This window comes from Streptomyces sp. NPDC023838 (assembly GCF_040639555.1).
Lineage (GTDB): Bacteria > Actinomycetota > Actinomycetes > Streptomycetales > Streptomycetaceae > Streptomyces.
In genome coordinates this window covers 313,623-339,678 of the sequence record NZ_JBFAAD010000005.1, presented here as the reverse complement: position 1 = coordinate 339,678, position 26,056 = coordinate 313,623, and the positions used below count along the sequence as shown (strand labels likewise).

Genomic DNA, 26,056 nt, shown 5'->3' with positions numbered 1-26,056 from the left:
GGGAAGGGGTTGAGGTGGCGCAGGTGGGCCTGGGCGATGGCCACGCCTTCGGCGCGCAGACGGCGCACGGCCGCGGTGATGGGCCCGTAGGTCGAACCCCAGCCGAGGACCAGGGTGTTGGCCCCGCCCAGGTCGTCGACCTCCAGGTCCGGGACCTCGATCCCGGCGATCTTCGCTTGCCGGGTGCGGACCATGAAGTCGTGGTTGGCGGGGTCGTAGGAGATGTTCCCGCTGCCGTCCTGCTTCTCGATGCCGCCGATGCGGTGCTCAAGGCCGGGGGTGCCAGGGACCGCCCACGGCCGGGCCAGCGTCTGCGGGTCGCGTTTGTAGGGCCAGAACACCTCGGTTCCGTCGGCCAGTGTGTGGTTGGGGACGGTCGCGAACTGGACCCGCAGATCGGGCAGTTCACTGGCATCGGGGATACGCCAGGGCTCGGACCCGTTGGCCAGGTAACCGTCGGAGAGTAGGAACACCGGCGTCCGGTAGGTCAGGGCGATCCGGGCGGCGTCCAGGGCCGCGTCGAAGCAGTCGGCCGGGGTCCTCGGTGCGACGATCGGCACTGGGGCTTCGCCGTTGCGGCCGTACATCGCCTGGAGCAGGTCGGCCTGCTCGGTCTTGGTGGGCAGGCCGGTGGAGGGGCCGCCGCGCTGGATGTCGACGACGAGGAGCGGCAGTTCGAGGCTGACGGCGAGGCCGATGGTCTCGGACTTGAGCGCCACACCCGGGCCGGAGGTCGTCGTCACCGCGAGGGAGCCGCCGAAGGCCGCGCCGAGTGCGGCGCCGATGCCGGCGATCTCGTCCTCGGCCTGGAAGGTGCGCACGCCGAAGTTCTTGTGCTTGGACAGCTCGTGCAGGATGTCCGAGGCCGGGGTGATGGGGTACGAGCCCAGGTATAGCGGCAGATCAGCCTGCTGGCCCGCCGCGACGAGCCCGTAGGCGAGGGCCAGATTGCCGGAGATGTTCCGGTACGTGCCGGTGGGGAAGGCCTTGGTGGCCGGGGCGACCTCGTACGAGACGGCGAAGTCTTCCGTCGTCTCGCCGAAGTTCCAGCCCGCGCGGAACGCGGCGACGTTGGCCTCGGCGATCTCGGGTTTCTTGGCGAACTTCTGCCGCAGGAACGCTTCGGTCGCCTCGGTGGGCCGGTGGTACATCCAGCTGAGCAGCCCCAGAGCGAACATGTTCTTGCTGCGTTCGGCCTCCTTGCGGGGCAGGCCGAACTCCTTGAGCGCCTCGACCGTCAGCGTGGTCAACGGCACCGGGTGGACGTTGTAGGCGTCCAGAGAGCCGTCCTCCAGCGGCGAGGTCGCATAGCCGACCTTCGCCATCGGGCGCTTGGTGAACTCATCCGTGTTGACGATGATGTCCGCGCCGCGCGGCACGTCCGCGAGGTTGGCTTTGAGGGCGGCGGGGTTCATGGCGACCAGGACGTTGGGTGCGTCGCCGGGGGTGAGGATGTCGTGATCGGCGAAGTGCAGCTGGAAACTGGAGACGCCCGGCAGGGTGCCGGCAGGAGCGCGGATCTCGGCGGGAAAGTTCGGCAGCGTGGAAAGATCGTTACCGAACGAGGCGGTCTCCGAGGTGAACCGGTCCCCCGTGAGCTGCATCCCATCACCCGAATCACCCGCGAAACGGATGATCACCCGATCAAGGCGCTTGACTTCCTTCAGCATGGAGTGGCTCCTCAACCCTTGATTTCGCAGATGGTGGCGCCGGACGTGACGGACGCGCCCACTGCTGCCGCGAGATCCCTGATGGTGCCGGAGCGGTGGGCGTTGAGGGGCTGTTCCATCTTCATGGCTTCGAGGACGACGACGAGGTCGCCTTCCTTGACTTCCTGGCCTTCTTCGACGGCGACCTTGACGATGGTGCCCTGCATGGGGGACGCGAGTGAGTCGCCGGAGGCCGCCGAGCCGGCCTTCTTGGTGGCGCGGCGCTTGGGCTTGGCCCCGGCCGCCAGGCCCGTACGGGCCAGGGACATGCCGAGCGAGGAGGGCAGCGAGACTTCCAGGCGCTTGCCGCCGACCTCGACCACCACCGACTCCCGCTCGGTGACCGCTTCGTCGCCGTCGCTCGCCGGGGGGACGAACGCCGGGATGGCGTTGACGAATTCGGTCTCGATCCAGCGGGTGTGGATGCGGAAGGGGTCGGCGGTGAAGGCGGGGTCGACCACGACGGCCTGGTGGAAGGGGATGGCGGTGGCCATGCCTTCGACCTTGAACTCGGCGAGTGCGCGGGAGGCGCGCTGGAGGGCCTGTTCGCGGGTGGCGCCGGTGACGATCAGCTTGGCGAGGAGGGAGTCCCAGGCGGGGCCGATGACCGAGCCGGACTCGACGCCCGCGTCCAGGCGCACGCCGGGGCCGCTGGGCGGGGCGAAGGAGGTGACGGTGCCGGGGGCGGGGAGGAAGTTGCGGCCGGGGTCCTCGCCGTTGATGCGGAACTCGAAGGAGTGGCCGCGGATCTCGGGGTCGCCGTAGCCGAGTTCCTCGCCGTCGGCGATGCGGAACATCTCGCGGACGAGGTCGATGCCGGTGACCTCTTCGGTGACGGGGTGTTCGACCTGGAGGCGGGTGTTGACTTCCAGGAAGGAGATCGTGCCGTCGGTGCCGACGAGGAACTCCACGGTGCCCGCGCCGACGTAGCCGGCTTCCTTGAGGATGGCCTTGGAGGCGGCGTACAGCTCCGCGTTCTGGGCCTGGCTCAGGAACGGCGCCGGGGCCTCCTCCACCAGCTTTTGGTGGCGGCGCTGGAGCGAGCAGTCACGGGTGGAGACGACGACGACGTTGCCGTGGGTGTCGGCCAGGCACTGGGTCTCGACGTGGCGGGGCTTGTCGAGGTAGCGCTCCACGAAGCATTCGCCGCGCCCGAAGGCGGCGACGGCTTCGCGGACGGCCGAGTCGTACAGCTCCGGCACTTCTTCGAGGGTGCGGGCGACCTTGAGGCCGCGGCCGCCGCCGCCGAAGGCCGCCTTGATGGCGATGGGCAGTCCGTGCTCTTGGGCGAAGGCGACGACTTCGTCGGCGCCGGAGACGGGGTCGGGGGTGCCGGCGACCAGGGGGGCTCCGGCGCGCTGGGCGATGTGGCGGGCGGCCACCTTGTCGCCGAGGTCGCGGATGGCCTGCGGCGGCGGCCCGATCCAGATCAGACCGGCATCCAGGACGGCCTGGGCGAACTCGGCGTTCTCGGAGAGGAAGCCGTAGCCCGGGTGGATCGCGTCGGCTCCCGAGTCCCGGGCCGCCTGGAGCACCTTGGCGATGTCCAGGTAGCTGGTGGCCGGGGTGTCACCGCCCAGGGCGAACGCCTCGTCGGCCGCGCGGACGTGCAGAGCGTCCCGGTCCGGATCGGCGTAGACGGCTACGCTCCCGATCCCGGCGTCCCGGCAGGCACGGGCGACACGGACAGCGATTTCGCCACGGTTGGCGATGAGCACCTTGCGCACGACGACTGCTCCTCAACTTGCGGGTGCTGAAGCGGAAAGATCGAGAACGAAACGCCGAGTGGGTTTGTACAGCTCCACCCTCGAAGCATCCTGGAGGGACCGTATCCGGCGTTACTCCGCAGTTGTCCACCGTCCGGTAACCAAACGGGTGGTGCCGGATGCCTGACCGCGATTCCGCCCCCAATACCCCTACCGCGCCCGCCAGTCGGGCCACGGCGCGGGTGGTGCACCCCGAGTGGCCCGCGATCACGGGGAATTGCCGGAGAGCGCATCAGGGGTTGACTTCCGCCCCCGTCCGGCGCGTGGCCGAGGTAATGCATTCCGGATCGCGGCTGCCGGAATCCCGGAATTCCCCACCCCTGTCTTCGGCGGAGGCGGGAATCAAGGCCCCTGCCTCGCGCGTTGTGTGAACTGCCTGGGGGAGCACCGCTCTTACCGGAACCGTGGGCAGGAACCGTGGGCCGGGGGCGCGGGTCGGGTGCCTCAGTGACCGACGCCACAACCGGGGCGCGCCGGAAGCGCACGGAAGCGCGCCAGGAGCGCGCCGGAGCACGCCGGGAGCAGGGGCGGAGCAGGGCCGGGTGGCGGACGCCGCATACGGGTGCCCGGCCGTGCCCCCGTAAAGGGTGCGCTAAAACAGACCTACCGTACGGTTCCATCGGCCAGGGGAGGGCAGGAATTCCGGAATCGGTCCGGGTGTTTGGGTGATTTCGTACCTGTTTAATAGCTTTGACAAACCGGGATACCGGTTTGTAATCTCTTTGGCAAGTCACTGCAGCACCACTGTGCACATAAGGCTGGGGGGAGCTATGCGCTTTCGGATGTTGGGCCCGCTGGAGGTGATGTCCGGCGGCCGGCAGGTCCCGTTGGGGGGAATCAGGCAGCGGGCGACGCTGGGCTATCTGCTGTTGCAGGCCAATCAGGTCGTTCCTACGAGCCGGCTGCTGTCCGCGCTCTGGCAGCCGGGCCAGGCGCCCGCCACCGCACGGAAGATCCTGCAGAACGCGGTGTGGGGGCTGCGCGGGATCCTCGCCGAGACCGGCCCCGAGGGGACCGGAGCCACGGCCGAGCTGGTCACCCGGGCTCCGGGGTACGTGATCCGGACCGACCCCGACCAGATCGACCTGAACGTCTTCCGGCGCCGGGTCGGGGAGGGCCGGGCCGAACTCGCGGACGGGCGGCCCGAGGCGGCCGTCGCCTCGCTCGGCGCGGCGCTCGCCCTGTGGCGCGGCCCGGCGCTCGCCGACCTCGCCGAGACCGGCGTCATATGGCCCGAGCTCACGGCCGTGCAGCACGCCCGGCTGGACGTCCTGGAGGACTACTTCGAGGCGAGGCTGGCGTGCGGCCAGCACTACGCGGTCCTGGGTGAGCTGGAAGCCGCCGTCGAGGCCGAGCCGTTGCGTGAGCGCAGCTCGGGGCAGCTGATGCTGGCCCTGTACCGCTGCGGGCGGCAGGCCCACGCGCTCGCCGTCTACAACCGTCTGCGCGCCACCCTGGTCGAGGACCTCGGCCTGGAGCCCGGCCGCGAGCTGCGCGGACTCCAGCGGGCGATCCTCGCCCACGACCCGGCGCTGGGCCTCGTGCCCCCGACGCCGACTCCGACGCCGACTCCGCCCCCGGCCGCCGTCCCCGCGCAGCCGGCCGCCCTGGCGCCCGTCCCCGCCGCCGACCTGCCGTGCGAACGCGGTGAACGGCGTCGTACGCTCACCGCGGTCTCGGGCCATCGCAGGCACGGCCGGCCCGGCGAGCGTGCGGGGTCCACGCACGCCGTGATACCGGCCCAACGGAGCGGCGCACAGCGCAGTGTGATCGAGCGTCAGTCGCTGACCGTGCTTCTCGTGCAGGCCAGGGTGGCCCCCGGGCCGGTCGTCCCGCCCCTCGGTGCGTGGGCCGGCGTCGGAGCCGGAAACGGAGTGGGGATCGGCATGGGGATCGGCGTCGGGGCCGGGGGCCCGGACCTCGATCTCGACGAGGTGGTCGAACTGGACGAGTCACTGGAGCGGGTCAGTGCGACGGCGCGCGCCCGCATCGAGCACTTCGGCGGCCGTGTCGTGGGCTCCGTGGGCCCGGTCTCGCTCGGCCTGTTCCAGGACGAGGACGGCGGGGACGGCACGGGCCGGGTGGGCGGCGCGGCCCTGCGCGCGCTCCGGGCCGCCGCCGCCATACGGGACGCGGTCACCCCGCCCGGCCGGGCCACCGGCCACGGCTCGCCCGCCGACCGGAGCCTGACCCTGCACGCGGCGGTGGCGACCGGCCAGGCGCTGGTCCGCTTCGCCCCCGGCGACCCCGGAACCCCGCAGTCCGTCAACGGGACGCTCCTCGATCTCGGGCAGCGGCTGTTGGCGCTGGCCGCCCCCGGCGAGATCATCGCCTGCGAGGTCGCCCGGCTGGCCGCCGGACCCGAGGTCTCCTACGGCCCGGCCGAGGGCTCGCCGCGCCTGTGGCGGGTGCGTGAGGTGTACGCCAGGCCGGGCTCGGTCCGTCCCCGCCCCCAGGCCGTCGACGAACAGCCGGGCCGCCCGTCGCCGGTGACCGCGGCGTACTCCTCGGCCATCGTCGGGCCGCCCCGGCGGATCGGGGCCTGACCGGCGGCGCTCGGAACCGCCTGTCCGGGCGTCGACGTGAGTCCGTGTCCCGTCGGGGTGCGGGACACGAACTCACCCCGACGCCCGAACAGGCGCCCAGACGCGCGCCCGAACAGGCGCCCAGACGCGCGCCCGAACAGGCGCCCAGACGCGCGCCCGGACAGGCGTCCCAACGCGCGCCCACACAGGCGCCCCACCGCGCGCCCGAACAGCGGTCCACGCGCCAGGCGCAGGACCCCGACGCCCAGCCCAGCCCCCGCCGGCGGCCCTACGGCAGCGCCGCGGCGAGCCCCGGGGTGCCGTCGGGCTTCAGGGAGCCGAGCGCGTCGGCCCGGGCCAGCCGGGGCAGCAGCAGCCGCCAGAACTTGCCGAACATCTGCCGCGAGAACCAGCGCGGCTGGCTGCGCCCCATCGCCTCGAAGCCGACGGTGGTCGCCGCGATCACCGCCTTGGCGTCCTCCACCGCGACCCCCTCGGCGAGCGACCCCTCGGCCGCCGCCCCGGCCAGCACCTCGCCCACCCAGTCGACCCAGTACTGGCGCAGGTCCGTCGCCCCCTTCCAGGTCGCGTCCGAGCTGAGCCCGAACCCGGCTCTCAGGACCACGTCGTCGCCGAGCCGGAACGCCAGCGCGTGCGTGGTGTCCACGAGGACCTGGAGCGCTCTGCCGTGTCCGGCCTGGCACGGTGGCGCGATCCGGCGCAGGGAGGCCATGGCGTGGTCGCCGACGGCCTCGGCCAGGGCGTTCTTGCTGACGAAGTGGAAGTGCAGCGCCCCGTTGCTGACCCCGGCCCGGGTGCTGATCGCGGTCAGTGAGGACGGCGCGAAACCGTCCCGGTCGAACACCTCGGCCGCGGCCAGGATCAGCGTCTGACGTGTCCGCTCAGCCCGTTGCTGCTTGCTCATGGTGTAACTCCGTTGTCGCGCAGGAAGGAAGGGGGCTTCTGGAGGACAGGAGCCAAGGACGAGATTGTATAGAAACCAACCCGACGGTTTCTTTACTCCTGTTGGAGTCTGTCGCAAAGCCGTCGCCGAACGGTCCGGGCGCCCTGTGTCCGTGGCCCTTTGATCTGCGCTTAAGGGGAGATTGGGTGATATCGCGGCCCGGTTCCCCGGCTGGAACCGGGCAGGTGCTCCCCGCCGGATTCAGGCCGGAATACCCTCCGTACGCCTTACGAACGGGACGCCCGGTCTGCAAGTGGCGTACGCGGCGTACGACCGCGTACGCGAAAAGGCCCGGGGAGACGGTGAATCCACCGTCTCCCCGGGCCCCTTCGCGCTGGTCGTGCCTACTTCCCCGCGGCCGCCGCGCACTCCGCGCAGGTGCCGAAGATCTCCACGGTGTGCGCCACGTTGACGAAGCCGTGCTGCTCGGCGATCGCCTCGGCCCACTTCTCCACCGCCGGGCCCTCGACCTCCACGGCCTTGCCGCACATCCGGCAGACCAGATGGTGGTGGTGGTCGCCCGACGAGCAGCGCCGGTAGACGGCCTCGCCCTCGCTCGTGCGCAGCACGTCGACCTCGCCGGCGTCGGCGAGCGACTGCAGGGTGCGGTAGACCGTGGTTAGCCCCACCGAGTCGCCCCGGTGCTTGAGCATGTCGTGCAGCTCCTGTGCGCTGCGGAACTCGTCCACCTGGTCGAGCGCCGCCGCCACGGCGGCCCGCTGCTTGGTCGACCGGCCGCGTACGGGTGGTCCAGCCGTCACCACAGGTGCCTCCCTCTAACCGTCGCCCGCTCACGTCGTCGGGCCATTCTGCCAGGTCGGGGTCAGACCGTGGCCTCGTCGGTCGCGGTACGCGCCCCCGGCACCTCCAGGGTGCACTGTTCCGCGACGGTTTCGGCCACCCGCGCACGCCTGCGCGCCAAAGGCGTCGCGAGCGCGGTCAGGGCGATGAACGCGCCGATCGCGAGCAGCACGATCGTCGCGCCGGGCGGCACGTCCTGGTAGTACGAGGTAACCGTCCCGGCCAGCGTGACCGTCGTACCGATGACCACCGCGAGGACGAAGGTCACCGCGAAGGAGCGCGAGATCTGCTGGGCCGCCGCCACCGGGACCACCATCAGCGCGCTGACGAGCAGCAGCCCCACGGCACGCATGGCCACCGTGACGGTGATCGCGGCGGTCACCGCGATCAGCAGGTTCAGCGCCCGCACCGGCAGCCCGGTCACCCGCGCGAACTCCTCGTCCTGGCTCACCGCGAACAGCTGCCGCCGCAGCCCGACCGTGACGAGCACCACGAACCCGGCGAGCAGACAGATCGAGGTGACGTCCGAGTCCGAGACGGTGGAGAGCGACCCGAAGAGGTACGAGGAGAGGTTGGCGTTGGAGCCGGTGTCCGAGAGGTTGACCAGGAGCACACCGCCCGCCATACCGCCGTAGAAGAGCATGGCGAGCGCGATGTCGCCGCGCGTCTTGCCGTACGCCCGGATCAGCTCCATCGTCACGGCGCCGACGACGGAGACGAGCGTCGCCATCCACACCGGGCTGCTGTTGAGCAGGAAGCCGAGGCCGACGCCGGTCATGGCGACATGGCCGATGCCGTCACCCATCAGCGCCTGGCGGCGCTGGACCAGGTAAATGCCGACGGCGGGCGCCGTGATGCCGACCAGGACGGCCGCGATGAGCGCCCGCTGCATGAAAGCGGTCTGGAGGATTTCCATGATCAGGTCAGCAGTCCTGTGCGGATCGGCTCGGCGGCCGAGTGGGGGTGGACATGGTCGTGGCCCGGCAGGGCGTGCTGGCCGGTGGCCTTGGGCGGCGGGCCGTCGTGGGTGACGCAGCCGTCGCGCAGCACCACCGCGCGGTCGATCAGCGGCTCCAGCGGGCCGAGCTCATGGAGCACGAGCAGCACGGTCGCGCCGCCCGCGACCTGCTCGCGCAGGGTCGCGGCGAGGATCTCCTGGCTGGCCAGGTCGACGCCCGCCATCGGCTCGTCCATGATCAGCAGTTCGGGCTCGGAGGCGAGCGCGCGGGCGATCAGGACGCGCTGGTGCTGACCGCCGGAGAGGGCGTTCACCGAGTCCTTGGCGCGGTCGGCGAGGCCCACGAGCTCGATGGCCCGGCGCACGGCCGCCCGGTCCGCCTTGGAGAGCAGACCCAGCTTCGTACGGGAGAGCCGCCCCGAGGCGACGACCTCGCGGACGGTCGCGGGCACCCCGGCGGCGGCGGTGGTGCGCTGCGGCACATAGCCGACGCGGGCCCAGTTCCGGAAGCGCTTCAGCTCCGTACCGAACAGCTCGACGCTGCCCCCGGTGAGCGGCACCTGGCCGATGACCGAGCGCACGGCGGTGGACTTGCCGGAGCCGTTGGCGCCGAGCAGGGCGACGACCTCGCCACGCCGGACGGTGAGGTCGATGCCGCGCAGCACCGGGCGCGCGCCGAGGGTCGCCGTGGCTCCGCGCAGGGAAATGACGGGGTCGGTCACGGGGTCGGTCAACGATTCCATCGTGGGTGCCTCCGATGTGCCGGCTGCGGATCGGGGAGTGCTGAGAGGGGAGCGCCCGGGGTGCTCACTTCGCGCCGAGTGCCTGCTGGAGCGCGGTCAGGTTGGACGCCATCACCTGGAGGTAGTCGGTGCCCCTGGACTTCTTGGTGATGCCTTCGAGGGGGTCCAGGACGTCCGTCTTCAGGCCGGTGTCCCCGGCGAGCGTCCTGGCGGTCTTGTCACTGGCCAGTGTCTCGAAGAAGACGGTGTTGACGTGGTCCTTCTTCGCCACGGACTGGAGCTCCTTGACCCGGGCGGGGCTCGGCTCGGCCTCGGGGTCGACGCCGGCGATGCCCTCCTGGGTCAGCCCGTACCGCTCGGCGAGGTAGCCGAAGGCGGAGTGGGTGGTGATGAAGGTCTTGGTGGCGGTGGTCTTCAGGCCCGCCGCGAACTTCTCGTTCAGCGCGCCGAGGTCCTTGACGACGGCGTCGGTGTTCTTCTTGTAGTCCGCCGCGTGGTCGGGGTCGGCCTTCTCCAGGGCCTTGCCGACGCCCTGGGCGACCTCGGCGTACTTGACCGGGTCCAGCCAGACGTGCGGGTCGGCGCCGGCCTCGCTGTCGCCGTGGTGCTCCTCGCCCTCGTGGCCGTGGCCGACCTCGGTGCCGTGGTCCTCCAGCTTGGTGAGGGTGGCGGCGTCGACGGTGTGCTTGGCGCCGGACTGGTCGATGGCCTTGTCCACGGCGGGCTGGATGCCCTTGAGGTAGACGATCAGGCCGGCCTCGCCGAGGGAGGCGGTCTGCTTCGGGCTGAGCTCCAGGTCGTGCGGCTCGACGCCCGGCTTCGTCAGGTTGCGTACGGAGACGTGGTCGCCGCCTATGCGCTCCGCGAGGTACTGCATCGGGTAGAACGACGCCACCACGTCGAGCTTGCCGTCCTTCTTGCCCGAGCCCGCGCCGGTGTCCGAGCAGGCGGTCAGGGCGCCGAGGCCGAGCACCACGGCGGCGGAGAGGGCGGCGGTGGGTATGAGGCGTCGTCGTACGTTCATGACAGTCATTTTCAACAAAAGTGGAAACGATTGTCAACAAAGGCTGGTGGGGCTCCTCTCCGGGTCCCTCTCAGGACCCCTCACCGGGCCCCCGCCGGGAGCTGCCCCGGCCCGTGCGGGGATACCGATTTGATCCAGGGGTGGAGACCGCCGCTAATCTGAGGCATTAGCCGTTCGTCGCCGTCGTAATGAAGAGAGCACCGTGGCCGCCGACAAGATCGACACCATCGTCAACCTGAGCAAGCGCCGTGGCTTCGTCTACCCCTGCAGTGAGATCTACGGTGGTCAGCGCGCCGCCTGGGACTACGGGCCGCTGGGTGTCGAGCTGAAGGAGAACCTCAAGCGCCAGTGGTGGCGTTACATGGTCACCTCGCGCGAGGACGTCGTCGGCATCGACTCGTCGGTGATCCTGGCCACCGAGGTCTGGGAGGCCTCCGGCCACGTCGCCACCTTCACCGACCCGCTCACCGAGTGCACCTCCTGCCACAAGCGCTTCCGTGCGGACCACCTCATCGAGGCGTACGAGGAGAAGCACGGCAAGGAGCCCGCGAACGGCCTCGCCGAGCTCAACTGCCCCAACTGCGGCAACAAGGGCACCTTCACCGAACCCAAGAACTTCTCGGGTCTGCTCTCCACCCACCTCGGCCCGACCCAGGACAGCGGCTCCGTCGCCTACCTGCGTCCCGAGACCGCGCAGGGCATCTTCACCAACTTCGGCCAGGTCCAGCAGACCTCGCGCAAGAAGCCGCCCTTCGGCATCGCGCAGATGGGCAAGTCCTTCCGCAACGAGATCACGCCCGGCAACTTCATCTTCCGCACCCGCGAGTTCGAGCAGATGGAGATGGAGTTCTTCGTCAAGCCGGGCGAGGACGAGAAGTGGCAGGAGTACTGGATGCAGGAGCGCTGGAACTGGTACACGGGCCTCGGCATGCGCGAGGAGAACATGCGCTGGTACGAGCACCCGAAGGAGAAGCTCTCCCACTACTCCAAGCGCACCGCCGACATCGAGTACCGCTTCCAGTTCGGCGGCAGCGAGTGGGGCGAGCTGGAGGGTGTCGCCAACCGCACCGACTACGACCTCTCGGCGCACGCCAAGGCGTCCGGCAGCGACCTGTCGTACTTCGACCAGGAGGCCGGTGAGCGCTGGACCCCGTACGTCATCGAGCCCGCCGCCGGTGTCGGCCGCTCCATGCTCGCCTTCCTCCTCGACGCCTACAGCGAGGACGAGGCGCCCAACGCCAAGGGCGTCATGGAGAAGCGCGCCGTGATGCGCCTCGACCCGCGCCTGGCGCCGGTCAAGGTCGCGGTGCTGCCGCTGTCGCGCAACCCGCAGCTCTCGCCGAAGGCGAAGGGGCTGGCGGCGGACCTGCGGCAGAACTGGAACATCGAGTTCGACGACGCGGGCGCGATCGGCCGTCGTTACCGTCGCCAGGACGAGATCGGCACGCCGTTCTGTGTCACGGTCGACTTCGACACGCTCGACGACAACGCGGTGACGGTGCGCGAGCGGGACACGATGTCCCAGGAGCGGGTGTCCCTGGACCAGATCCAGTCGTACCTGGGTGCGCGGCTTCTGGGCTGCTAGTTCGTCTGCGGGTGCGTGGGGGGCTGGTCGCGCCCGCGCGGCGGAGCCGCATATGTCACAGCCCCGCGCCCCTGAAAGCCTGGCCCCGTACCGCATGTTGATGCGGTACGGGGCCAGGCCTTTTGCCTTCGGGGGCGCGGGGAACCGCGCGCTCAGCCCAGCACGGTCCGCAGCCGAAGTCCTACGCGTGCCGCCCCGCAACCACCCCGCACGCCACCGCCAGCGGCAACTCCGCGAGCAACGCCAGCGCGACGGCCGTCGCGAACTCGGGGCCCGGCGCCGACGTCGTCACGTCGAACCACGCATCCATCAGCAACAGCGCCCCGGTCGCCGCGGCGGCGGGCGACACCCGCGGATCCCCGCGCCGCAGCAGCACCCCCGTCCCCGCCAGGCCCACGGCCAGTGCCGCGTCGAGGCCGATCCACGCCGCCGGCCAGTGGGAGACCTCTACGGTCTGCGGCAGGGTCTGCGCGAGGACCGCCATCCACGGCACCAGGGAAACCCCCGCCACCGTCAGCAGCGTCGCGAGGCGCGGCCGGCGGATGCGGATCTGCGGGGCGACGAGCGTCATGGCGGAGGGTCTCCTTCCGGCCCGGTGGTCTCTCCGCCGGGCACGCAACAAGCCTCGCCCGCCGGGCCGTTGAGATCAGTAGCGCGGCTGTCCGAACCGGGGGTGGTACCAGTGCCACCCCCGAGCGGGCAGTAGCGTGATGGCACCGCTCCGAACTGGGCGTTTACGGTATGCACATGGCAACTCCCGGCCCGCTGCGGCGCGCGTTCGACTGGGCCGCCGCGCACGCCCCGTGGTCGGCGTGGGCCTGGCGCAACACCACCTTCGCGGTCGCGGGCATACCGCTCGCGCTCCCCGCCGCCGGCTCCCTCACGTACATGGTCTTGGCGCCCGGACACACCCCCAGCGCCCTGCTGTTCGTCCTCGCTCTCAGCCCGCTCCTGACCGCACTCCAGCGCAGCCGCTTCTGGTCACTGCTGGGCCTCGACGTGCCGGGCATCGCCTGGCGCAGCCGCAGGCTCAGCTGGCGCGGGCTCGTCGAGCGGCTGCGGTCGGAGTCGACCTGGCGGCAGTACGGCTACCACCTCCTGGTCGCCCCGCTCGCCGCGACCGCGGGCGTCCTGGTGGTGTGCGGCTGGGCGGTGGGCATCGTGGGCGCCTTCGTCCTGTCGTGGGTGTGGGCGCTCCCGCTGAACGCCGGGCTCCCGAGGTGGACCAACGCGTACGTCCTGTTCGCCGTCGGCGGGGTGCTGCTCCTGCTCACCACCCCCTGGTTCGCCGCCGCCACCGTCCGGCTCGACGGCCACGCGGCCGCGACCCTGCTCGGCCCCAACCGCGCCAAGGAGCTGGAGCGGCGCGTGGAGACGCTCGCCGAGAGCCGCGCCGGGGTGCTGGACGCCGCCGACGCCGAGCGCCGCCGCATCGAGCGCGACCTGCACGACGGCGCCCAGCAGCGCCTGGTCTCCCTCGCCATGAACCTGGGCCTGGCCCGCGCCACCCTCACCGATCTGCCGCCCGAGGCCCGGGCCGTCATCGACGAGGCGCACCGCGAGGCCAAGGAGGCCATCGAGGAGCTCAACAACCTGGTACGCGGACTGCATCCGGCCGTCCTCGACGACCGGGGCCTGGACGCCGCGCTCTCCGGCATCGCCGCCCGCGCCCCGCTGCCCGTAGAGCTCAGCGTCGACATCGACCGCCGCCCGGCCCCCACGGTCGAGGCCGTCGCCTACTTCGTGGTCTCCGAGGCACTGGCGAACGTCGCCAAGCACGCCCGGGCGACCCGCTGTTCCGTCCAGGTCGGCCGCCGCGGCGACCTGCTGCGCCTCACCGTCTCCGACAACGGGGCCGGGGGTGCCGACGCCTCCGCCGGCACCGGACTGCGGGGCCTCGCCAAACGCGTAGGGTCCGTGGACGGAACCATCCGGATCAACAGCCCCCTCGGGGGCCCGACCGTCATCACTGTGGAGCTGCCGTGCGCGCTGTGATCGCCGAGGATTCGGTGCTGCTGCGGATAGGACTCGTCAAGGTCCTGGAAATGGCGGGTTTCGAGGTCGCCGCCGAGGCGGAGGACGCCGACGGGCTGCTCGCCGCCGTCGAGGAACACCGGCCGAAGCTGGCCCTCGTCGACGTCCGGATGCCGCCCGGCTTCACCGACGAGGGCGTACGAGCCGCCCTGATGATCCGTCAGCAGTGGCCGGACACCGCCGTGCTGCTCCTCTCGCAGTACGTCGAGGAGCGGTACGCGGCCGACCTGCTCACCGCCCAGACCGGCGGCATCGGCTACCTCCTCAAGCAACGGGTCGCCGACGTCGAGGAGTTCGTCGACGCCCTCCGGCGCGTGGCGGGCGGCGGCACCGCGCTCGACCCGCAGGTCGTCGCCCAGCTGCTGCTGCGCCGGGGCGGCGGCACCGACCCGCTGGAACGCCTCACCCCGCGCGAACGCGAAGTACTCGCCCTGATGGCCGAGGGCCGCTCCAACGCGGGCATCGCCGAGCAACTGGTCGTCAGCGAGAGCGCCGTCGCCAAACACATCAACAGCATCTTCGCCAAGCTCGACCTGCCGGTCGCCGACGGCGACCACCGCCGCGTCCTCGCGGTCCTGCGGTTCCTGGACGGCGGCTCATGAGCACGGACGCGCACGTGCGCACAGCCCCCGGTCCCCGTGGGCCCGGCGGCGAGCGGCCCCGGCACCGGGGGCTGTGGATCCTGGCCGCCGTGCTCAGCGCGCTGTTCGTGGCCGCGCCGCTGGGCTTCGAGGTGTACGCGCAGTGCGCCCGCCAGACCTCCAGCCACACCCGCGTCGAGACCAGCGACCGCCACCCGGTCAAGACGGTCCAGGTGGACTCGGGCAGCGCCGAGCTGACCGTGGTGCCGGGCGCCGAGGGCGAGGTACGCATCCAGGAGCGGCTCTCCTGGTCGCTGCGCAAGCCCAAGGTCGCCAAGGAGTGGGACGGCGACACCCTCAAACTGCGGCCCGAGTGCGACGGCAGGCTCGCCGTCACCAGCCTCGGCTGCTCCGTCGAGCTGGACCTGACCGTGCCCGCCGGGGTCGCGCTCAAGGTGAACAGCGGCTCCGGCACCGTCCGGGTCAGCGGCCTCACCGGCCCGGTCGACGTCGACGGCGGCTCCGGCAGCGTCAAGCTCTACGGCGTACGCGGCCCGATCAACGCCTCCGTCGGCTCCGGCTCGTTCAGCGGCGCCGCGATCGGCTCCGCCGAGGCCGAGGTGCACTCCAGCTCCGGCCACGCCGAGCTGGAGTTCGTCACCCCGCCCCGCGAGGTCACCGCCTCCACCGGCTCGGGCGGCGTCGACCTCCTCGTCCCCGCGGGCTCGCGCTACCGGGTCGAGGGCACCAAGGGCTCGGGCACCCGCGACATCGAGGACTCCCTCCTCGACCCGTCGTCGGACCGCCACATCACGGTGTCCTCCGGCTCGGGCACCGCGACGTTGGACTACACGAGGTTGCGCTAGGGCCTAATTCCCGTCTGTCCTGCGACGCCTGGCACGCACTCTCGCCGCACCGGGCGAAAGCCCACGTGCGTCCAGTACGAGGCCTCTCGCCCGGCGCGCCGAGAGCACGCACCAGACGCCGCCGGACCGCCCTTCGGGCGACGACGGGAATGTGACGACAGGCCCTAGGCGGCGGGGGTCGGGGGGAGCCGCAGGCCGCCCAGGACCAGGTTGACCACGGCCCCGAACTCCCCCATGATCTCCACCTTCCGCCACTGCGGCGCGTACGCCGGGTCGTGGAAGCGGCTCGTCGCGTCGAAGACCGCGCGAGCCACCTTCGCGTCCGGACCCAGGGTCGTGAACTGTCTGCGCCGCACGCCCCAGTGGACGATCTGCTCGATCTGCGCGACCAGTTCGGTGATGTGCTCCTCGACCACCTCGCTGTTCTCCGCGAGCAGCACCTCGTACGTCGCGAACAGCTGGGGGTCGTCGCCCGCCTTGCGGCGCTTGGCGTCGAAGAGCTTGGCCAGCCACGCCCGCAGCGTCGCCTCCGCGTTCTCCGGCTCGTCGTCCGCGATGGAGCTCAGCTCGCGCGTCGTGCGGTCCAGCCAGCGCTTGGTGACGGCCTCCCGGAGCGCCGACTTCGTACGGAAGTGGCGGTACACACTGCCGTGGCTGACGCCGAGCTGGCGGGCGACATCGACGACCGTGGCCTTCGCCGGGCCGTGTCGGCGCAGCACTTCCTCGGTCGCTTCGAGGATGCGCTCGGCGGTCAGTGGTTCCGTACTCATGACCTTGACGTTACCCGCCGGGTCCGCCGACGGGCCGGGCCCTGTGGACAACTCGGTGTCCGCTGTTCAGAGCCGGTGCTCAGTGCTCGCTGTCCAGATGGGCCATCTGCGCCTCCGGGTAGCGCTCGCCCGCGGCGGCGCCCGCCGGGACCGCCGCCTCGATGGCGGCCAGGTCGTGGGCGTCGAACGTGACGTCCAGCGCGCCCAGCGCCTCCGCGAGCCGGTCCCGGCGGCGGGCGCCGACCAGAGGCACGACGTCCGCGCCGAACCGCTCGCCCTGCGCGATCACCCAGGCGATCGCGATCTGCGCGACCGAGACGCCCTGGTGATCGGCGACCTTGCGCAGCGCCTCGACCAGGTCCAGGTTGCGGTCGAGGTTCTCGCCCTGGAAGCGGGGGCTCATCCCGCGGAAGTCATTGGTCGCCAGCTGCCGGTCACGGGTGAAGTGGCCGCTGATCAGCCCGCGCGAGAGCACGCCGTACGCGGTGATCCCGACGCCCAGCTCCTTGGCGGTCGGCAGGATCTCGGCCTCGATGCCGCGCGAGATCAACGAGTACTCGATCTGGAGGTCGGAGATCGGGGCGACGGCGGCGGCCCGGCGCAGGGTGTCCGCGCCGACCTCGGACATCCCGATGTGCCGTACGTGCCCGGCCTCGACCAGCTCGGCGATGGCGCCCACGGTCTCCTCGACCGGGACGTCCGGGTCGAGCCGGGCGATGCGGTACACGTCGATGTGGTCGACGCCGAGGCGCTGGAGCGAGTACGCCGCGAAGTTCTTCACCGCCGCAGGGCGGCCGTCGTAGCCGGCCCAGCCGCCGTCGGGGTCGCGCAGGGCGCCGAACTTGACGCTGGTGAGGGCCTGTTCGCGGGCGGCGGCGGGCGCGCTGCGCAGCGCCTCGCCGATCAGCAGCTCGTTGTGGCCCATGCCGTAGAAGTCGCCGGTGTCGAGCAGGGTGACGCCCGCGTCGAGCGCGGCGTGGATGGTGGCGATCGACTCGGCCCGGTCGGCCTCTCCGTACAGCGCGGACATGCCCATGCAGCCGAGGCCGAGGGCGGAGACCTGGGGGCCGGTGGTGCCGAGGGTGCGGGTGCGCATGGCTGGTCACTCCTTGAGGGGGTGTGGGGGTCGCGATACCAACCATCGCATAACAGATGACAGATTTCAATATCTGTCATCTGTTACCTGTCATCCGTCACCCGTCACCCCCCATCCGTCATCCGTCGTCCGCCATCTGCCGTCCGTCATCCGCCATCCGTCATCCGTCATCTGCCGTCCGTCGTCCGTCATCTGACATTCCGCGCCTGCCGGGGCGGCCCGTCACCCCACCGTCTTCGGCAGCCGCAGGCTCAGCAGCACCGTGAGGACGACCCCCGCCAGCTGCACCAGCAGGGTCACCGCCAGGGCGTCCCGGGTGCCCATCGAGGGGAGGAGGGAGAGGAAGAGGCTGCCGAGGGTGGCGACGCCGAGGGCGAGGGCGGACTGCTGGGTGGTGACCAGGACGCCGCTGCCCACGCCCGCGCGGTCGGTCGGTATGTCGGAGAGCACGATCCGGAACAGCACCGGCAGCTGGAGGCCCTGGCCGAGCCCGGCCAGTGCGACCCCGGGCGCCAGCTCGGCTACCCCGAGGCCGGGCCAGCCCTGCCAGACGGTGAGCACCAGGACCGTGATGCCGACGCCCTGGATGAGGCCGCCGGTGGTGACGACCCGGGTTCCGTACCGGCCGATGAGGCGGGGACCCGCGAGCGAGGCGGCGAAGAACGCCACCGCCATCGGCACCAGGGCGAGCCCCGCCGAGACCGGCCCCATCCGCAGGCCCTGCTGGAGGACGACCGCGATCACGAACATGAAGCCGCTGAAGCCGACCGAGAACGGCACGATCATGACGAGGCCCCGGTGCAGCGAGGGCAGCTTCAGCAGGCTCGGCGGGACCAGCGGCGTACCGCCGAGGCGATCGGTCCGCCGCTCGGTCCGGTAGAACGCGAAGGCGGCGAAGGGGAAGACCGCGAGCGAGACCCAGGTCCACAGCGGCCACCCGGCCGCGCGCCCCTCGGTCAGCGGGAGCAGCAGGCTGATCAGCGAGAGCGCGAGCAGGAGCGTGCCGGGCACGTCCACCGAGGCGGGCCGGTCCGAGCGGGTCTCGGGCACGCTGCGGACGGCGAGCACCAGCCCGAGGACCACCACCGGAACGTTGACCAGGAAGACCGCGCGCCAGCCGCTGCCCGCGATGTCGGCGGCGACCAGTACGCCGCCGAGGATCTGCCCGGCGACCATGGAGAGCCCGGCGGTCGCGCCGTACAGGCTCATCGCGCGGGCCCGGCGCGGGCCGGCCGTGGTGGCCTGGATGGTGGCGAGGACCTGCGGCAGCATCAGCGCGGACGCGGCGCCCTGGGCGACCCGGGCCGCGACGAGCGTCCAGGCGGTCGGCGCCAGGCCGCAGGCCAGCGAGGTCACGCCGAAGGCCGCCATGCCGATGAGGAAGAGCCGGCGCCGCCCGGCGGTGTCGCCGAGCCGGCCGCCGAGGACGAGCAGGACGGCGTACGCGACGCCGTAGCCCGCGACCACCAGCTCCAGGGTGGCGGGGCCCGCGGACAGGTCCTTCTCCATGGCGGGCAGGGCGACGTTGACGATGAAGAAGTCGATCAGGGGGAGGGCCGCGCCGAGCAGTACGGTGAACAGCCCGAGCGAGCCGATCGCCGCGCCGCCGTGGCGGATGACCGGAACGGCGGTCACCTCGGCAGTGGATGTGGATCCGGAAGTACTCACGTCATTGCTCACGCAGAAGACGATCGTCCTTCGCTCAGCCTGGTACCAGAGTCTCTTTATCCTGGTACACGCAGTACCTGGCAATGGGGTGGGCGGTGCGGCACCCTGGTTCCATGACCACTGTGGCCCCGGAGTCCGACGTCCGCAGGCACGAGCTGGCGGAGTTCCTGCGCAGCCGCCGCGAGCGCATCACCCCCGAGCAGGTCGGCCTGCCGCACGGCCGCCGCCGGCGCACCCCCGGGCTGCGCCGCGAGGAGGTCGCGCACCTCTCCGCGGTCGGTGTCACCTGGTACACCTGGCTGGAGCAGGCCCGGGAGATCCAGGTCTCCGCGCAGGTCCTGGACGCGCTGGCGGGCGCCCTGCTGATGGACCGCAGCGAGCGCGCGCACCTCTTCGCCCTCGCGGGCACGAGCGACCCGAACCCCAACGCGTCCTGCCCGACGGTGACTCCGTCGATGCGGGCGATGCTGGACCAGCTGGAGCCGCTGCCCGCCTGCATCCAGAACAGCCGCTACGACATCCTGGCGTACAACCGCACGTACGCCAGGCTGCTCTGCGACCTGGACGCGCTGCCGCCCGAGGACCGCAACTGCATGTGGCTGGCCTTCACCAACGACGACTGGCGCGCGGCGGTCGCGGACCTCCCGGGCGCCAACCGGATGATGGCCGCCAAGTTCCGCGCCTCCATGGCCGAGCACCTGGCGGAGCCCGCCTGGAAGACGCTCCTGAACCGGCTGGAGAACGGCTCCCCCGAGTTCCGCGAGATCTGGGCCCGCCACGAGGTGATCGACCAGTCCAGCCGCACGAAGTACATCCGCAACGCCCACGTGGGCCTGCTGCACCTCGAACACACCAACCTGTGGCTGGGCCCCTCTTCGGGCCCGCGCCTGGTGACCTACGTACCGCTGGACGCCGACTCGCGGGCGGGGCTTGAGCGGTTGCTGGAGATGTCGGCTCTGGAAGCCGTGTCGGCGTAAGGGAACCGCCGGACACGCGGAGCCCCGCCGATCCGGAGGGTCACGACACCCCCACCACTTCCGTCTCCCTCTCCAACCGCTCGGCCGTCCGCCGCGCCGATTCCCGTGCGCGGCGGCCGCTCGTGGCCGCTCCCATGAGGAGGACGGCCACGCCGCAGCCGGTGATGATCCACCAGGCCGGGCGGGCCGCGTCCGGGAACGAGGTGGCGTACGCGGCGGGGCCCGCGCCCGACAGGCCGCCCGCCAGGACCGCGCCGATCACGGCGACGCCCAGCGTCTGACCGGTCTGGCGGCTGGTGGAGGCCACCGCCGCCGCCACGCCCGCCTGGGAGCGGGGCATTCCGGAGACGGCCGTGTTGGTGATGGGGGAGTTGACCATGCCGAAGCCGAGGCCGAACAGGACGTACCCGGTGAAGAGCAGAAGCGTCGACGACTCGCCCCGGAACGCCGCGAACACCAGCCCGCTCGCCGCCATCGCGACCCCCGCGATCAGCAGCGACGGGCGGGGGCCCCGGCTCGCCACCAGGCGGCCGGAGAGGGGTGCGACCACCAGCGTCACCGCCGCCATCGGGACCATGTAGAGGCCCGCGTGCAGGGCGTCGAGGCCGCGTACGTTCTGCAGGTACAGCGTGTTGACGAAGAGGAAGCCGCCCAGCGCCGCGAACGCCGAGACCGCGATCACCGTGGCGCCGCTGAACGGCACGCTGCGGAAGAAGCGCAGGTCGATCAGGGGCTGGTGGCGCCTCGGTTCGTAGAGCAGGAGGCCCGTGAGGGCGGCGGTCGCGAGAGCGCAGAAGAACAGGATCCGTACCGACGTCCACCCCGCGCTCGGTGCCTCGATGATCGCGTACGTGAGGGAGCCGAGCAGCGTCACCACCAGGGCCTGGCCCACGGGGTCGGGGCGGCGCGGCTTCGGCGCGCGGGACTCGGGCACACAACGCCAGGTCAGGAGCAGGGCGGCGAGGCCCACCGGCAGGTTGATCCAGAAGATCGAGCGCCAGCCGACCGAGTCGACCAGCAGACCGCCGATGATCGGGCCCGCCGCCATGGAGATGCCGACGACGCCGCTCCACACGCCGATGGCGCGGGCGCGCTCGCGCGGGTCCGTGAAGGTGTTCGTGATGATCGACATCGCCACCGGGTTGAGCATCGAGCCGCCGACCGCCTGGATCGTGCGGAAGGCGACCAGCAAGGCCAGGTTCGGGGCGAGGGAGCAGAGCAGCGAGCCGAGGGTGAAGACGATCAGGCCCGCCATGAAGACCCGGCGCCGGCCGATCCGGTCGGCCGTCGAACCGGAGAGCATCAGCAGGGAGGCGAGGACGAGGGTGTACGCGTCGATCGTCCACTGCATCCCGGAGACCGTGGTGTGCAGTTCGCGCTGCATGGTGGGCAGCGCCACGTTCAGGATCGTGTTGTCGAGGCCGACGATCAGCAGGCTCATGCAGCAGATCGCCAGCACGAGTATGCGTCGGCGGGGGCTGAGATCGGGCATGGCGTAGATAGTACGTCTAACTAATGACCTTGGTCCATAGTACGCCTAACTAACCACTGCCGGGATGCGCGACAATGGCGGAATGACCACGCTCAACATCGGCCCGCATGCCGTGCAGCCTCCCGTGGTGCTGGCACCCATGGCCGGCATCACCAATGCCCCGTTCCGTACCCTGTGCCGCGAGTTCAGCGGCGGCAAGGGGCTGTTCGTGAGCGAGATGATCACGACGCGGGCACTGGTCGAGCGCAACGAGAAGACCATGCAGCTGATCCACTTCGACGAGACCGAGACGCCTCGCTCGATCCAGCTGTACGGGGTCGACCCGGTCACCGTCGGCAAGGCGGTCCGGATGATCGTCGACGAGGACCTGGCCGACCACATCGACCTGAACTTCGGCTGCCCGGTGCCCAAGGTGACGAGGAAGGGCGGCGGATCGGCGCTGCCCTACAAGCGGCCGCTGCTGCGCGCCATCCTCAACGAGGCGGTCTCCAACGCGGGGGACCTGCCGGTCACCATGAAGATGCGCAAGGGCATCGACGACGACCACATCACCTATCTGGACGCCGGGCGGATCGCCGTCGAGGAGGGCGTGACCGCGATAGCGCTGCACGGCCGCACCGCCGCCCAGCACTACGGCGGCACCGCCGACTGGGACGCCATCGCGCGTCTGAAGGAGCACGTCCCGGAGATCCCGGTGCTCGGCAACGGCGACATCTGGTCCGCCGAGGACGCGCTGCGGATGATGAAGGAGACCGGCTGCGACGGCGTCGTCGTGGGCCGTGGCTGCCTCGGCCGTCCCTGGCTCTTCGGCGACCTGGTGGGCGCGTTCGAGGGTACGGACTCCTATGCGCGCCCCACCCTGCGTACGGTCGCGGACGTGATGGTGCGGCACGCCACCCTGCTCGGCGAGTGGATCGGCGACGAGTCGCGCGGCGTGATCGACTTCCGCAAGCACGTGGCCTGGTACCTCAAGGGCTTCTCGGTCGGCTCGGAGATGCGCAAGCGGCTGGCCATCACCTCGTCCCTGGACGAGCTGAGCGCTCAGTTGAGCGAGCTCGACCTGGACCAGGCGTGGCCGGACGGCGCGGACGGGCCGCGCGGGCGCACCTCGGGCAACAACCGGGTCGTCCTGCCGGACGGCTGGCTGAAGGACCCGTACGACTGCTCGGGCATCAGCGCGGACGCCGAGCTGGACACCTCCGGCGGGTAGAGCCGCCGAGGCCGGACACCTCCGGCGGGCGAACTCGTATCAACTGGTCGGAAGCGGCGGAACCGGGGACCCGGTTCCGCCGTCTCGCGTGGGCGTGATCGGGGGTCCGGATCGTGGAATTCTGGCCCGTCCGGCGGCGTGATTCTCGCCACCCCTGATAGGGGTTGCGCTCAGATGAGCACTTTCAAGGCGGCTGCACCTCTAGAAGGGGTGGCACTGAGTGCCACCCCTTAAGCGTTCAAGAAGTGAACTCACCTGTCACGACAGCCGCTCAGCTGAGCGCAAAACCGGCGATTGCGCGACGGTCGGCTTCGGGAACTGAACACATCAAGATCACGTCGGTAACACCCCGGTTACTTTCGATCTGGTGGCGGACGAGTGGTTAAGGCCGTATGACGCGCAAGTAGACGTACCCAGACACCTTCGATCTGGGTATGTTCCTCGCCGTCAGGGCAGCCGCCACGCTTTTTCGGAGCCGAGGAGTCGGGACCCGTGTCGGAAGACAAAAACCTCCAGCACAGCCAGAAGTTCGTCTACGACTTCACCGAAGGGAACAGGGACCTCAAGGACCTGCTCGGTGGAAAAGGCGCGAACCTCGCCGAGATGACCAACCTCGGCCTGCCGGTTCCTCCCGGCTTCACCATCACCACCGAGGCGTGCAAGGTCTACCTCGACAGCGGCGAGGAGCCGGCCGCGCTGCGCGACGAGGTGAGTGCGCACCTCGACGCCCTTGAGCAGAAGATGGGCAAGAAGCTCGGCCAGGCCGACGACCCGCTGCTCGTCTCCGTACGCTCGGGCGCCAAGTTCTCCATGCCCGGCATGATGGACACCGTCCTCAACATCGGGCTCTCGGACGCCTCGGTGACGGGCCTCGCCAAGCAGTCCGGCGACGAGCGCTTCGCCTGGGACTCCTACCGCCGCCTCATCCAGATGTTCGGCAAGACCGTGCTCGGCGTGGACGGCGAGCTCTTCGAGGACGCCCTCGACGAGGCCAAGGCCGCCAAGAAGGTCACCGTCGACACCGACCTCGACGCCGCCGACCTGAAGAAGCTGGTCAAGCACTTCAAGAAGGTCGTCAAGACCGAGGCCGGACGCGACTTCCCGCAGGACCCGCGCGAGCAGATGGACCTCGCCGTCAAGGCGGTCTTCGACTCGTGGAACGGCGACCGCGCCAAGCTCTACCGCCGCCAGGAGCGCATCCCGGGCGACCTGGGCACGGCCGTCAACATCTGCTCGATGGTGTTCGGCAACCTCGGCCCCGACTCCGGCACCGGCGTCGCCTTCACCCGCGACCCCGCCTCCGGCCACCAGGGCGTCTACGGCGACTACCTGCAGAACGCCCAGGGTGAGGACGTCGTCGCGGGCATCCGCAACACCGTGCCGCTGGCCGAGCTGGAGCAGATCGACAAGAAGTCGTACGACCAGCTCATGCAGATCATGGAGACCCTTGAGACGCACTACAAGGACCTCTGCGACATCGAGTTCACCATCGAGCGCGGCCAGCTCTGGATGCTCCAGACCCGGGTCGGCAAGCGCACCGCCGGTGCCGCCTTCCGGATCGCGACCCAGCTCGTGGACCAGGGCCTGATCGACGAGGCCGAGGCGCTCCAGCGCGTCAACGGCGCCCAGCTGGCCCAGCTGATGTTCCCCCGCTTCGACGACCAGGCCAAGGTCGAGCAGCTCGGGCGCGGCATCGCCGCCTCCCCGGGCGCGGCGGTCGGCAAGGCGGTCTTCGACTCGTACACCGCGATCAAGTGGTCCCGCTCGGGCGAGAAGGTCATCCTGATCCGCCGCGAGACCAACCCGGACGACCTGGACGGCATGATCGCCGCCGAGGGCATCCTGACCTCGCGCGGCGGCAAGACCTCGCACGCGGCGGTCGTGGCGCGCGGCATGGGCAAGACCTGTGTCTGCGGCGCCGAGGAGCTGGAGGTCGACACCAAGCGGCGCCGGATGACGGCTCCGGGTGGCGTGGTCGTCGAGGAGGGAGACGTCGTCTCCATCGACGGCTCCACCGGCAAGGTGTACCTGGGTGAGGTACCCGTCGTACCGTCGCCGGTCGTCGAGTACTTCGAGGGCCGGATGCACGCCGGCGCCGACGACGCGGACGAGCTGGTCGCGGCCGTACACCGGATCATGGCGTACGCGGACCGGGTGCGCCGGCTGCGCGTGCGGGCCAACGCCGACAACGCCGAGGACGCCCTGCGGGCGCGCCGCTTCGGCGCCCAGGGCATCGGCCTGTGCCGCACCGAGCACATGTTCCTCGGCGAGCGGCGCGAGATGGTGGAGCGCCTCATCCTGGCCGACACCGACGAGGAGCGCGAGACGGCACTCAGTGCCTTGCTGCCGCTTCAGAAGAAGGACTTCGTCGAGCTCTTCGAGGCGATGGACGGCCTGCCGGTGACGGTACGGCTGCTCGACCCGCCGCTCCACGAGTTCCTGCCCGACATCACCGAGCTGTCGGTGCGCGTCGCGCTCGCCGAGTCCCGCAAGGACGCCAACGAGAACGACCTGCGCCTGCTCCAGGCCGTGCACAAGCTGCACGAGCAGAACCCGATGCTGGGTCTGCGCGGCGTACGCCTCGGCCTGGTCATCCCGGGTCTGTTCGCCATGCAGGTGCGGGCGATCGCGGAGGCGGCGGCCGAGCGCCGCAACGCCAAGGGCGACCCTCGTGCGGAGATCATGATTCCGCTGGTCGGCACGGTCCAGGAGCTGGAGATCGTCCGCGAGGAGGCCGACCAGGTCATCGCGGAGGTCGAGGCGGCCACCGGCACCGACCTCAAGCTCACCATCGGCACGATGATCGAGCTGCCGCGCGCCGCACTGACGGCGGGTCAGATCGCCGAGGCGGCCCAGTTCTTCAGCTTCGGCACCAACGACCTGACCCAGACGGTCTGGGGCTTCTCGCGGGACGACGTGGAGGCGAGCTTCTTCACCGCGTACCTGGAGAAGGGCATCTTCGGGGTCTCCCCGTTCGAGACCATCGACAAGGACGGCGTCGGCTCGCTGGTGCGCTCCGCCGTCCAGGCCGGCCGGGCCACCCGCCCGGACCTGAAGCTGGGCGTCTGCGGCGAACACGGCGGCGACCCGGAGTCGGTGCACTTCTTCCACGAGGTGGGCCTGGACTACGTCTCCTGCTCCCCGTTCCGCATCCCGGTGGCGCGCCTGGAGGCGGGCCGCGCGGCGGCGGAGTCGAAGGGCAGCGACTCGCGATAAAGCCAGCGAGAGAGCCCTAGCGCCAGCGAGAGAGCCGTAGCGCTCGCGAGCAGAGCCCTAGCGCTCGCGCC

At 70.9% G+C, this 26,056-nt stretch carries 20 protein-coding genes; 8 read left to right on the top strand and 12 right to left on the bottom strand.

The features are described from left to right. Both AB0G17_RS09380 and AB0G17_RS09375 read right to left on the bottom strand, forming a co-directional pair. Nucleotides 1-1,670, bottom strand: a 1,670-nt coding sequence (locus AB0G17_RS09380) for a 2-oxoacid:acceptor oxidoreductase subunit alpha (protein WP_361378030.1), incomplete at its 3' end; no start/stop codon positions are given. Between the two features lie 11 nt (nt 1,671-1,681). Beyond that, the gene (locus AB0G17_RS09375) at nt 1,682-3,436 is read right to left on the bottom strand and encodes a biotin carboxylase N-terminal domain-containing protein (RefSeq protein ID WP_361378027.1); all 1,755 of its coding nucleotides are present in this window, start codon (nt 3,434-3,436) and stop codon (nt 1,682-1,684) included. Nucleotides 3,437-4,257: 821 nt separating this feature from the next. On the opposite strand from AB0G17_RS09375, the gene AB0G17_RS09370 reads away from it, so the two are divergent. Further along, on the top strand, nt 4,258-6,021 hold the full coding sequence (locus AB0G17_RS09370) for an AfsR/SARP family transcriptional regulator (protein ID WP_361378024.1): 1,764 nt from the start codon (nt 4,258-4,260) through the stop codon (nt 6,019-6,021). Between the two features lie 268 nt (nt 6,022-6,289). On the opposite strand, the gene AB0G17_RS09365 is transcribed toward AB0G17_RS09370, so the two are convergent. The 5 genes from AB0G17_RS09365 to AB0G17_RS09345 all read right to left on the bottom strand — a co-directional run bounded on the left by AB0G17_RS09365 (nt 6,290) and on the right by AB0G17_RS09345 (nt 10,490). After that, a complete protein-coding gene (locus AB0G17_RS09365; protein WP_361378021.1) occupies nt 6,290-6,925 on the bottom strand; it encodes a ScbR family autoregulator-binding transcription factor in 636 nt (211 codons plus the stop codon). Nucleotides 6,926-7,308: 383 nt separating this feature from the next. After that, nucleotides 7,309-7,728, bottom strand: a complete 420-nt coding sequence (locus AB0G17_RS09360; RefSeq protein ID WP_361378018.1) for a transcriptional repressor — start codon at nt 7,726-7,728, stop codon at nt 7,309-7,311. A 59-nt stretch (nt 7,729-7,787) separates the two neighbouring features. Further along, complete coding sequence (locus AB0G17_RS09355) at nt 7,788-8,681, bottom strand: metal ABC transporter permease (protein ID WP_361378015.1); 894 nt, start codon at nt 8,679-8,681, stop codon at nt 7,788-7,790. Nucleotides 8,682-8,683: 2 nt separating this feature from the next. Further along, a complete protein-coding gene (locus AB0G17_RS09350; protein ID WP_361378012.1) occupies nt 8,684-9,466 on the bottom strand; it encodes a metal ABC transporter ATP-binding protein in 783 nt (260 codons plus the stop codon). 64 nt (nt 9,467-9,530) lie between these two features. Next, nucleotides 9,531-10,490 carry a metal ABC transporter substrate-binding protein gene (locus tag AB0G17_RS09345; protein ID WP_361378009.1) on the bottom strand — a complete coding sequence of 320 codons (960 nt, stop codon included), beginning with the start codon at nt 10,488-10,490 and terminating at the stop codon, nt 9,531-9,533. Between the two features lie 202 nt (nt 10,491-10,692). On the opposite strand from AB0G17_RS09345, the gene AB0G17_RS09340 reads away from it, so the two are divergent. After that, nucleotides 10,693-12,075 (top strand): glycine--tRNA ligase, encoded by a 1,383-nt coding sequence (locus AB0G17_RS09340; RefSeq protein ID WP_361378006.1) that lies wholly within the window; start codon nt 10,693-10,695, stop codon nt 12,073-12,075. A 181-nt stretch (nt 12,076-12,256) separates the two neighbouring features. On the opposite strand, the gene AB0G17_RS09335 is transcribed toward AB0G17_RS09340, so the two are convergent. Beyond that, nucleotides 12,257-12,646, bottom strand: coding sequence for a hypothetical protein (locus tag AB0G17_RS09335; RefSeq protein WP_361378003.1), 390 nt, complete (start codon nt 12,644-12,646; stop codon nt 12,257-12,259). 176 nt (nt 12,647-12,822) lie between these two features. Here AB0G17_RS09335 and AB0G17_RS09330 point away from each other — a divergent pair, with 176 nt between their 5' ends. Genes AB0G17_RS09330 through AB0G17_RS09320 form a run of 3 tightly spaced genes read left to right on the top strand, consistent with a single transcriptional unit; the run spans nt 12,823 to nt 15,556 of the window. Next, nucleotides 12,823-14,070 carry a histidine kinase gene (locus AB0G17_RS09330; protein ID WP_361378000.1) on the top strand — a complete coding sequence of 416 codons (1,248 nt, stop codon included), beginning with the start codon at nt 12,823-12,825 and terminating at the stop codon, nt 14,068-14,070. Next, on the top strand, nt 14,058-14,711 hold the full coding sequence (locus AB0G17_RS09325; RefSeq protein WP_361377997.1) for a response regulator transcription factor: 654 nt from the start codon (nt 14,058-14,060) through the stop codon (nt 14,709-14,711). Before AB0G17_RS09330 ends, AB0G17_RS09325 begins: the two co-directional genes overlap by 13 nt. Further along, the gene (locus AB0G17_RS09320; protein ID WP_361377994.1) at nt 14,708-15,556 is read left to right on the top strand and encodes a hypothetical protein; all 849 of its coding nucleotides are present in this window, start codon (nt 14,708-14,710) and stop codon (nt 15,554-15,556) included. Before AB0G17_RS09325 ends, AB0G17_RS09320 begins: the two co-directional genes overlap by 4 nt. 164 nt (nt 15,557-15,720) lie before the next feature. Here AB0G17_RS09320 and AB0G17_RS09315 read toward each other — a convergent pair whose 3' ends face one another. The 3 genes from AB0G17_RS09315 to AB0G17_RS09305 form a co-directional block, all read right to left on the bottom strand. After that, the gene (locus AB0G17_RS09315; protein ID WP_361377991.1) at nt 15,721-16,326 is read right to left on the bottom strand and encodes a TetR/AcrR family transcriptional regulator; all 606 of its coding nucleotides are present in this window, start codon (nt 16,324-16,326) and stop codon (nt 15,721-15,723) included. 79 nt (nt 16,327-16,405) lie between these two features. After that, the gene (locus AB0G17_RS09310; RefSeq protein ID WP_361377988.1) at nt 16,406-17,422 is read right to left on the bottom strand and encodes an aldo/keto reductase; all 1,017 of its coding nucleotides are present in this window, start codon (nt 17,420-17,422) and stop codon (nt 16,406-16,408) included. 222 nt (nt 17,423-17,644) lie between these two features. Then, nucleotides 17,645-19,057, bottom strand: a complete 1,413-nt coding sequence (locus tag AB0G17_RS09305) for an MFS transporter (protein ID WP_361377985.1) — start codon at nt 19,055-19,057, stop codon at nt 17,645-17,647. A 146-nt stretch (nt 19,058-19,203) separates the two neighbouring features. On the opposite strand from AB0G17_RS09305, the gene AB0G17_RS09300 reads away from it, so the two are divergent. Next, entirely contained in the window at nt 19,204-20,067 is an 864-nt protein-coding gene (locus tag AB0G17_RS09300; protein ID WP_361377982.1) for a helix-turn-helix transcriptional regulator, read from the top strand. A gap of 40 nt (nt 20,068-20,107) precedes the next feature. Here the strand turns inward: AB0G17_RS09300 and AB0G17_RS09295 are convergent, their stop codons facing one another. Further along, nucleotides 20,108-21,559: an MFS transporter gene (locus tag AB0G17_RS09295; protein ID WP_361377979.1), complete on the bottom strand. Its 1,452-nt coding sequence runs from the start codon at nt 21,557-21,559 to the stop codon at nt 20,108-20,110. A gap of 64 nt (nt 21,560-21,623) precedes the next feature. Between AB0G17_RS09295 and dusB the strand changes: the two genes are divergently transcribed. Both dusB and ppdK read left to right on the top strand, forming a co-directional pair. Continuing rightward, nucleotides 21,624-22,769: a tRNA dihydrouridine synthase DusB gene (gene dusB, locus AB0G17_RS09290; protein ID WP_361377976.1), complete on the top strand. Its 1,146-nt coding sequence runs from the start codon at nt 21,624-21,626 to the stop codon at nt 22,767-22,769. A 492-nt stretch (nt 22,770-23,261) separates the two neighbouring features. Beyond that, on the top strand, nt 23,262-25,985 hold the full coding sequence (gene ppdK / locus AB0G17_RS09285; protein WP_361377973.1) for a pyruvate, phosphate dikinase: 2,724 nt from the start codon (nt 23,262-23,264) through the stop codon (nt 25,983-25,985). Nucleotides 25,986-26,056 lie beyond the last annotated feature (71 nt).

Bases quoted from the DNA above. Each gene is read 5' to 3' on its own strand.
- AB0G17_RS09365 (WP_361378021.1), bottom strand. From the start codon at position 6,925: ATGAGCAAGCAGCAACGGGCTGAGCGGACACGTCAGACGCTGATCCTG.
- AB0G17_RS09335 (WP_361378003.1), bottom strand. From the start codon at position 12,646: ATGACGCTCGTCGCCCCGCAGATCCGCATCCGCCGGCCGCGCCTCGCG.
- AB0G17_RS09350 (WP_361378012.1), bottom strand. From the start codon at position 9,466: ATGGAATCGTTGACCGACCCCGTGACCGACCCCGTCATTTCCCTGCGC.
- AB0G17_RS09355 (WP_361378015.1), bottom strand. From the start codon at position 8,681: ATGGAAATCCTCCAGACCGCTTTCATGCAGCGGGCGCTCATCGCGGCC.
- AB0G17_RS09300 (WP_361377982.1), top strand. From the start codon at position 19,204: ATGACCACTGTGGCCCCGGAGTCCGACGTCCGCAGGCACGAGCTGGCG.
- AB0G17_RS09295 (WP_361377979.1), bottom strand. From the start codon at position 21,559: ATGCCCGATCTCAGCCCCCGCCGACGCATACTCGTGCTGGCGATCTGC.
- AB0G17_RS09315 (WP_361377991.1), bottom strand. From the start codon at position 16,326: ATGAGTACGGAACCACTGACCGCCGAGCGCATCCTCGAAGCGACCGAG.
- dusB (WP_361377976.1), top strand. From the start codon at position 21,624: ATGCGCGACAATGGCGGAATGACCACGCTCAACATCGGCCCGCATGCC.
- AB0G17_RS09310 (WP_361377988.1), bottom strand. From the start codon at position 17,422: ATGCGCACCCGCACCCTCGGCACCACCGGCCCCCAGGTCTCCGCCCTC.
- AB0G17_RS09330 (WP_361378000.1), top strand. From the start codon at position 12,823: ATGGCAACTCCCGGCCCGCTGCGGCGCGCGTTCGACTGGGCCGCCGCG.
- AB0G17_RS09320 (WP_361377994.1), top strand. From the start codon at position 14,708: ATGAGCACGGACGCGCACGTGCGCACAGCCCCCGGTCCCCGTGGGCCC.
- AB0G17_RS09370 (WP_361378024.1), top strand. From the start codon at position 4,258: ATGTTGGGCCCGCTGGAGGTGATGTCCGGCGGCCGGCAGGTCCCGTTG.
- AB0G17_RS09345 (WP_361378009.1), bottom strand. From the start codon at position 10,490: ATGAACGTACGACGACGCCTCATACCCACCGCCGCCCTCTCCGCCGCC.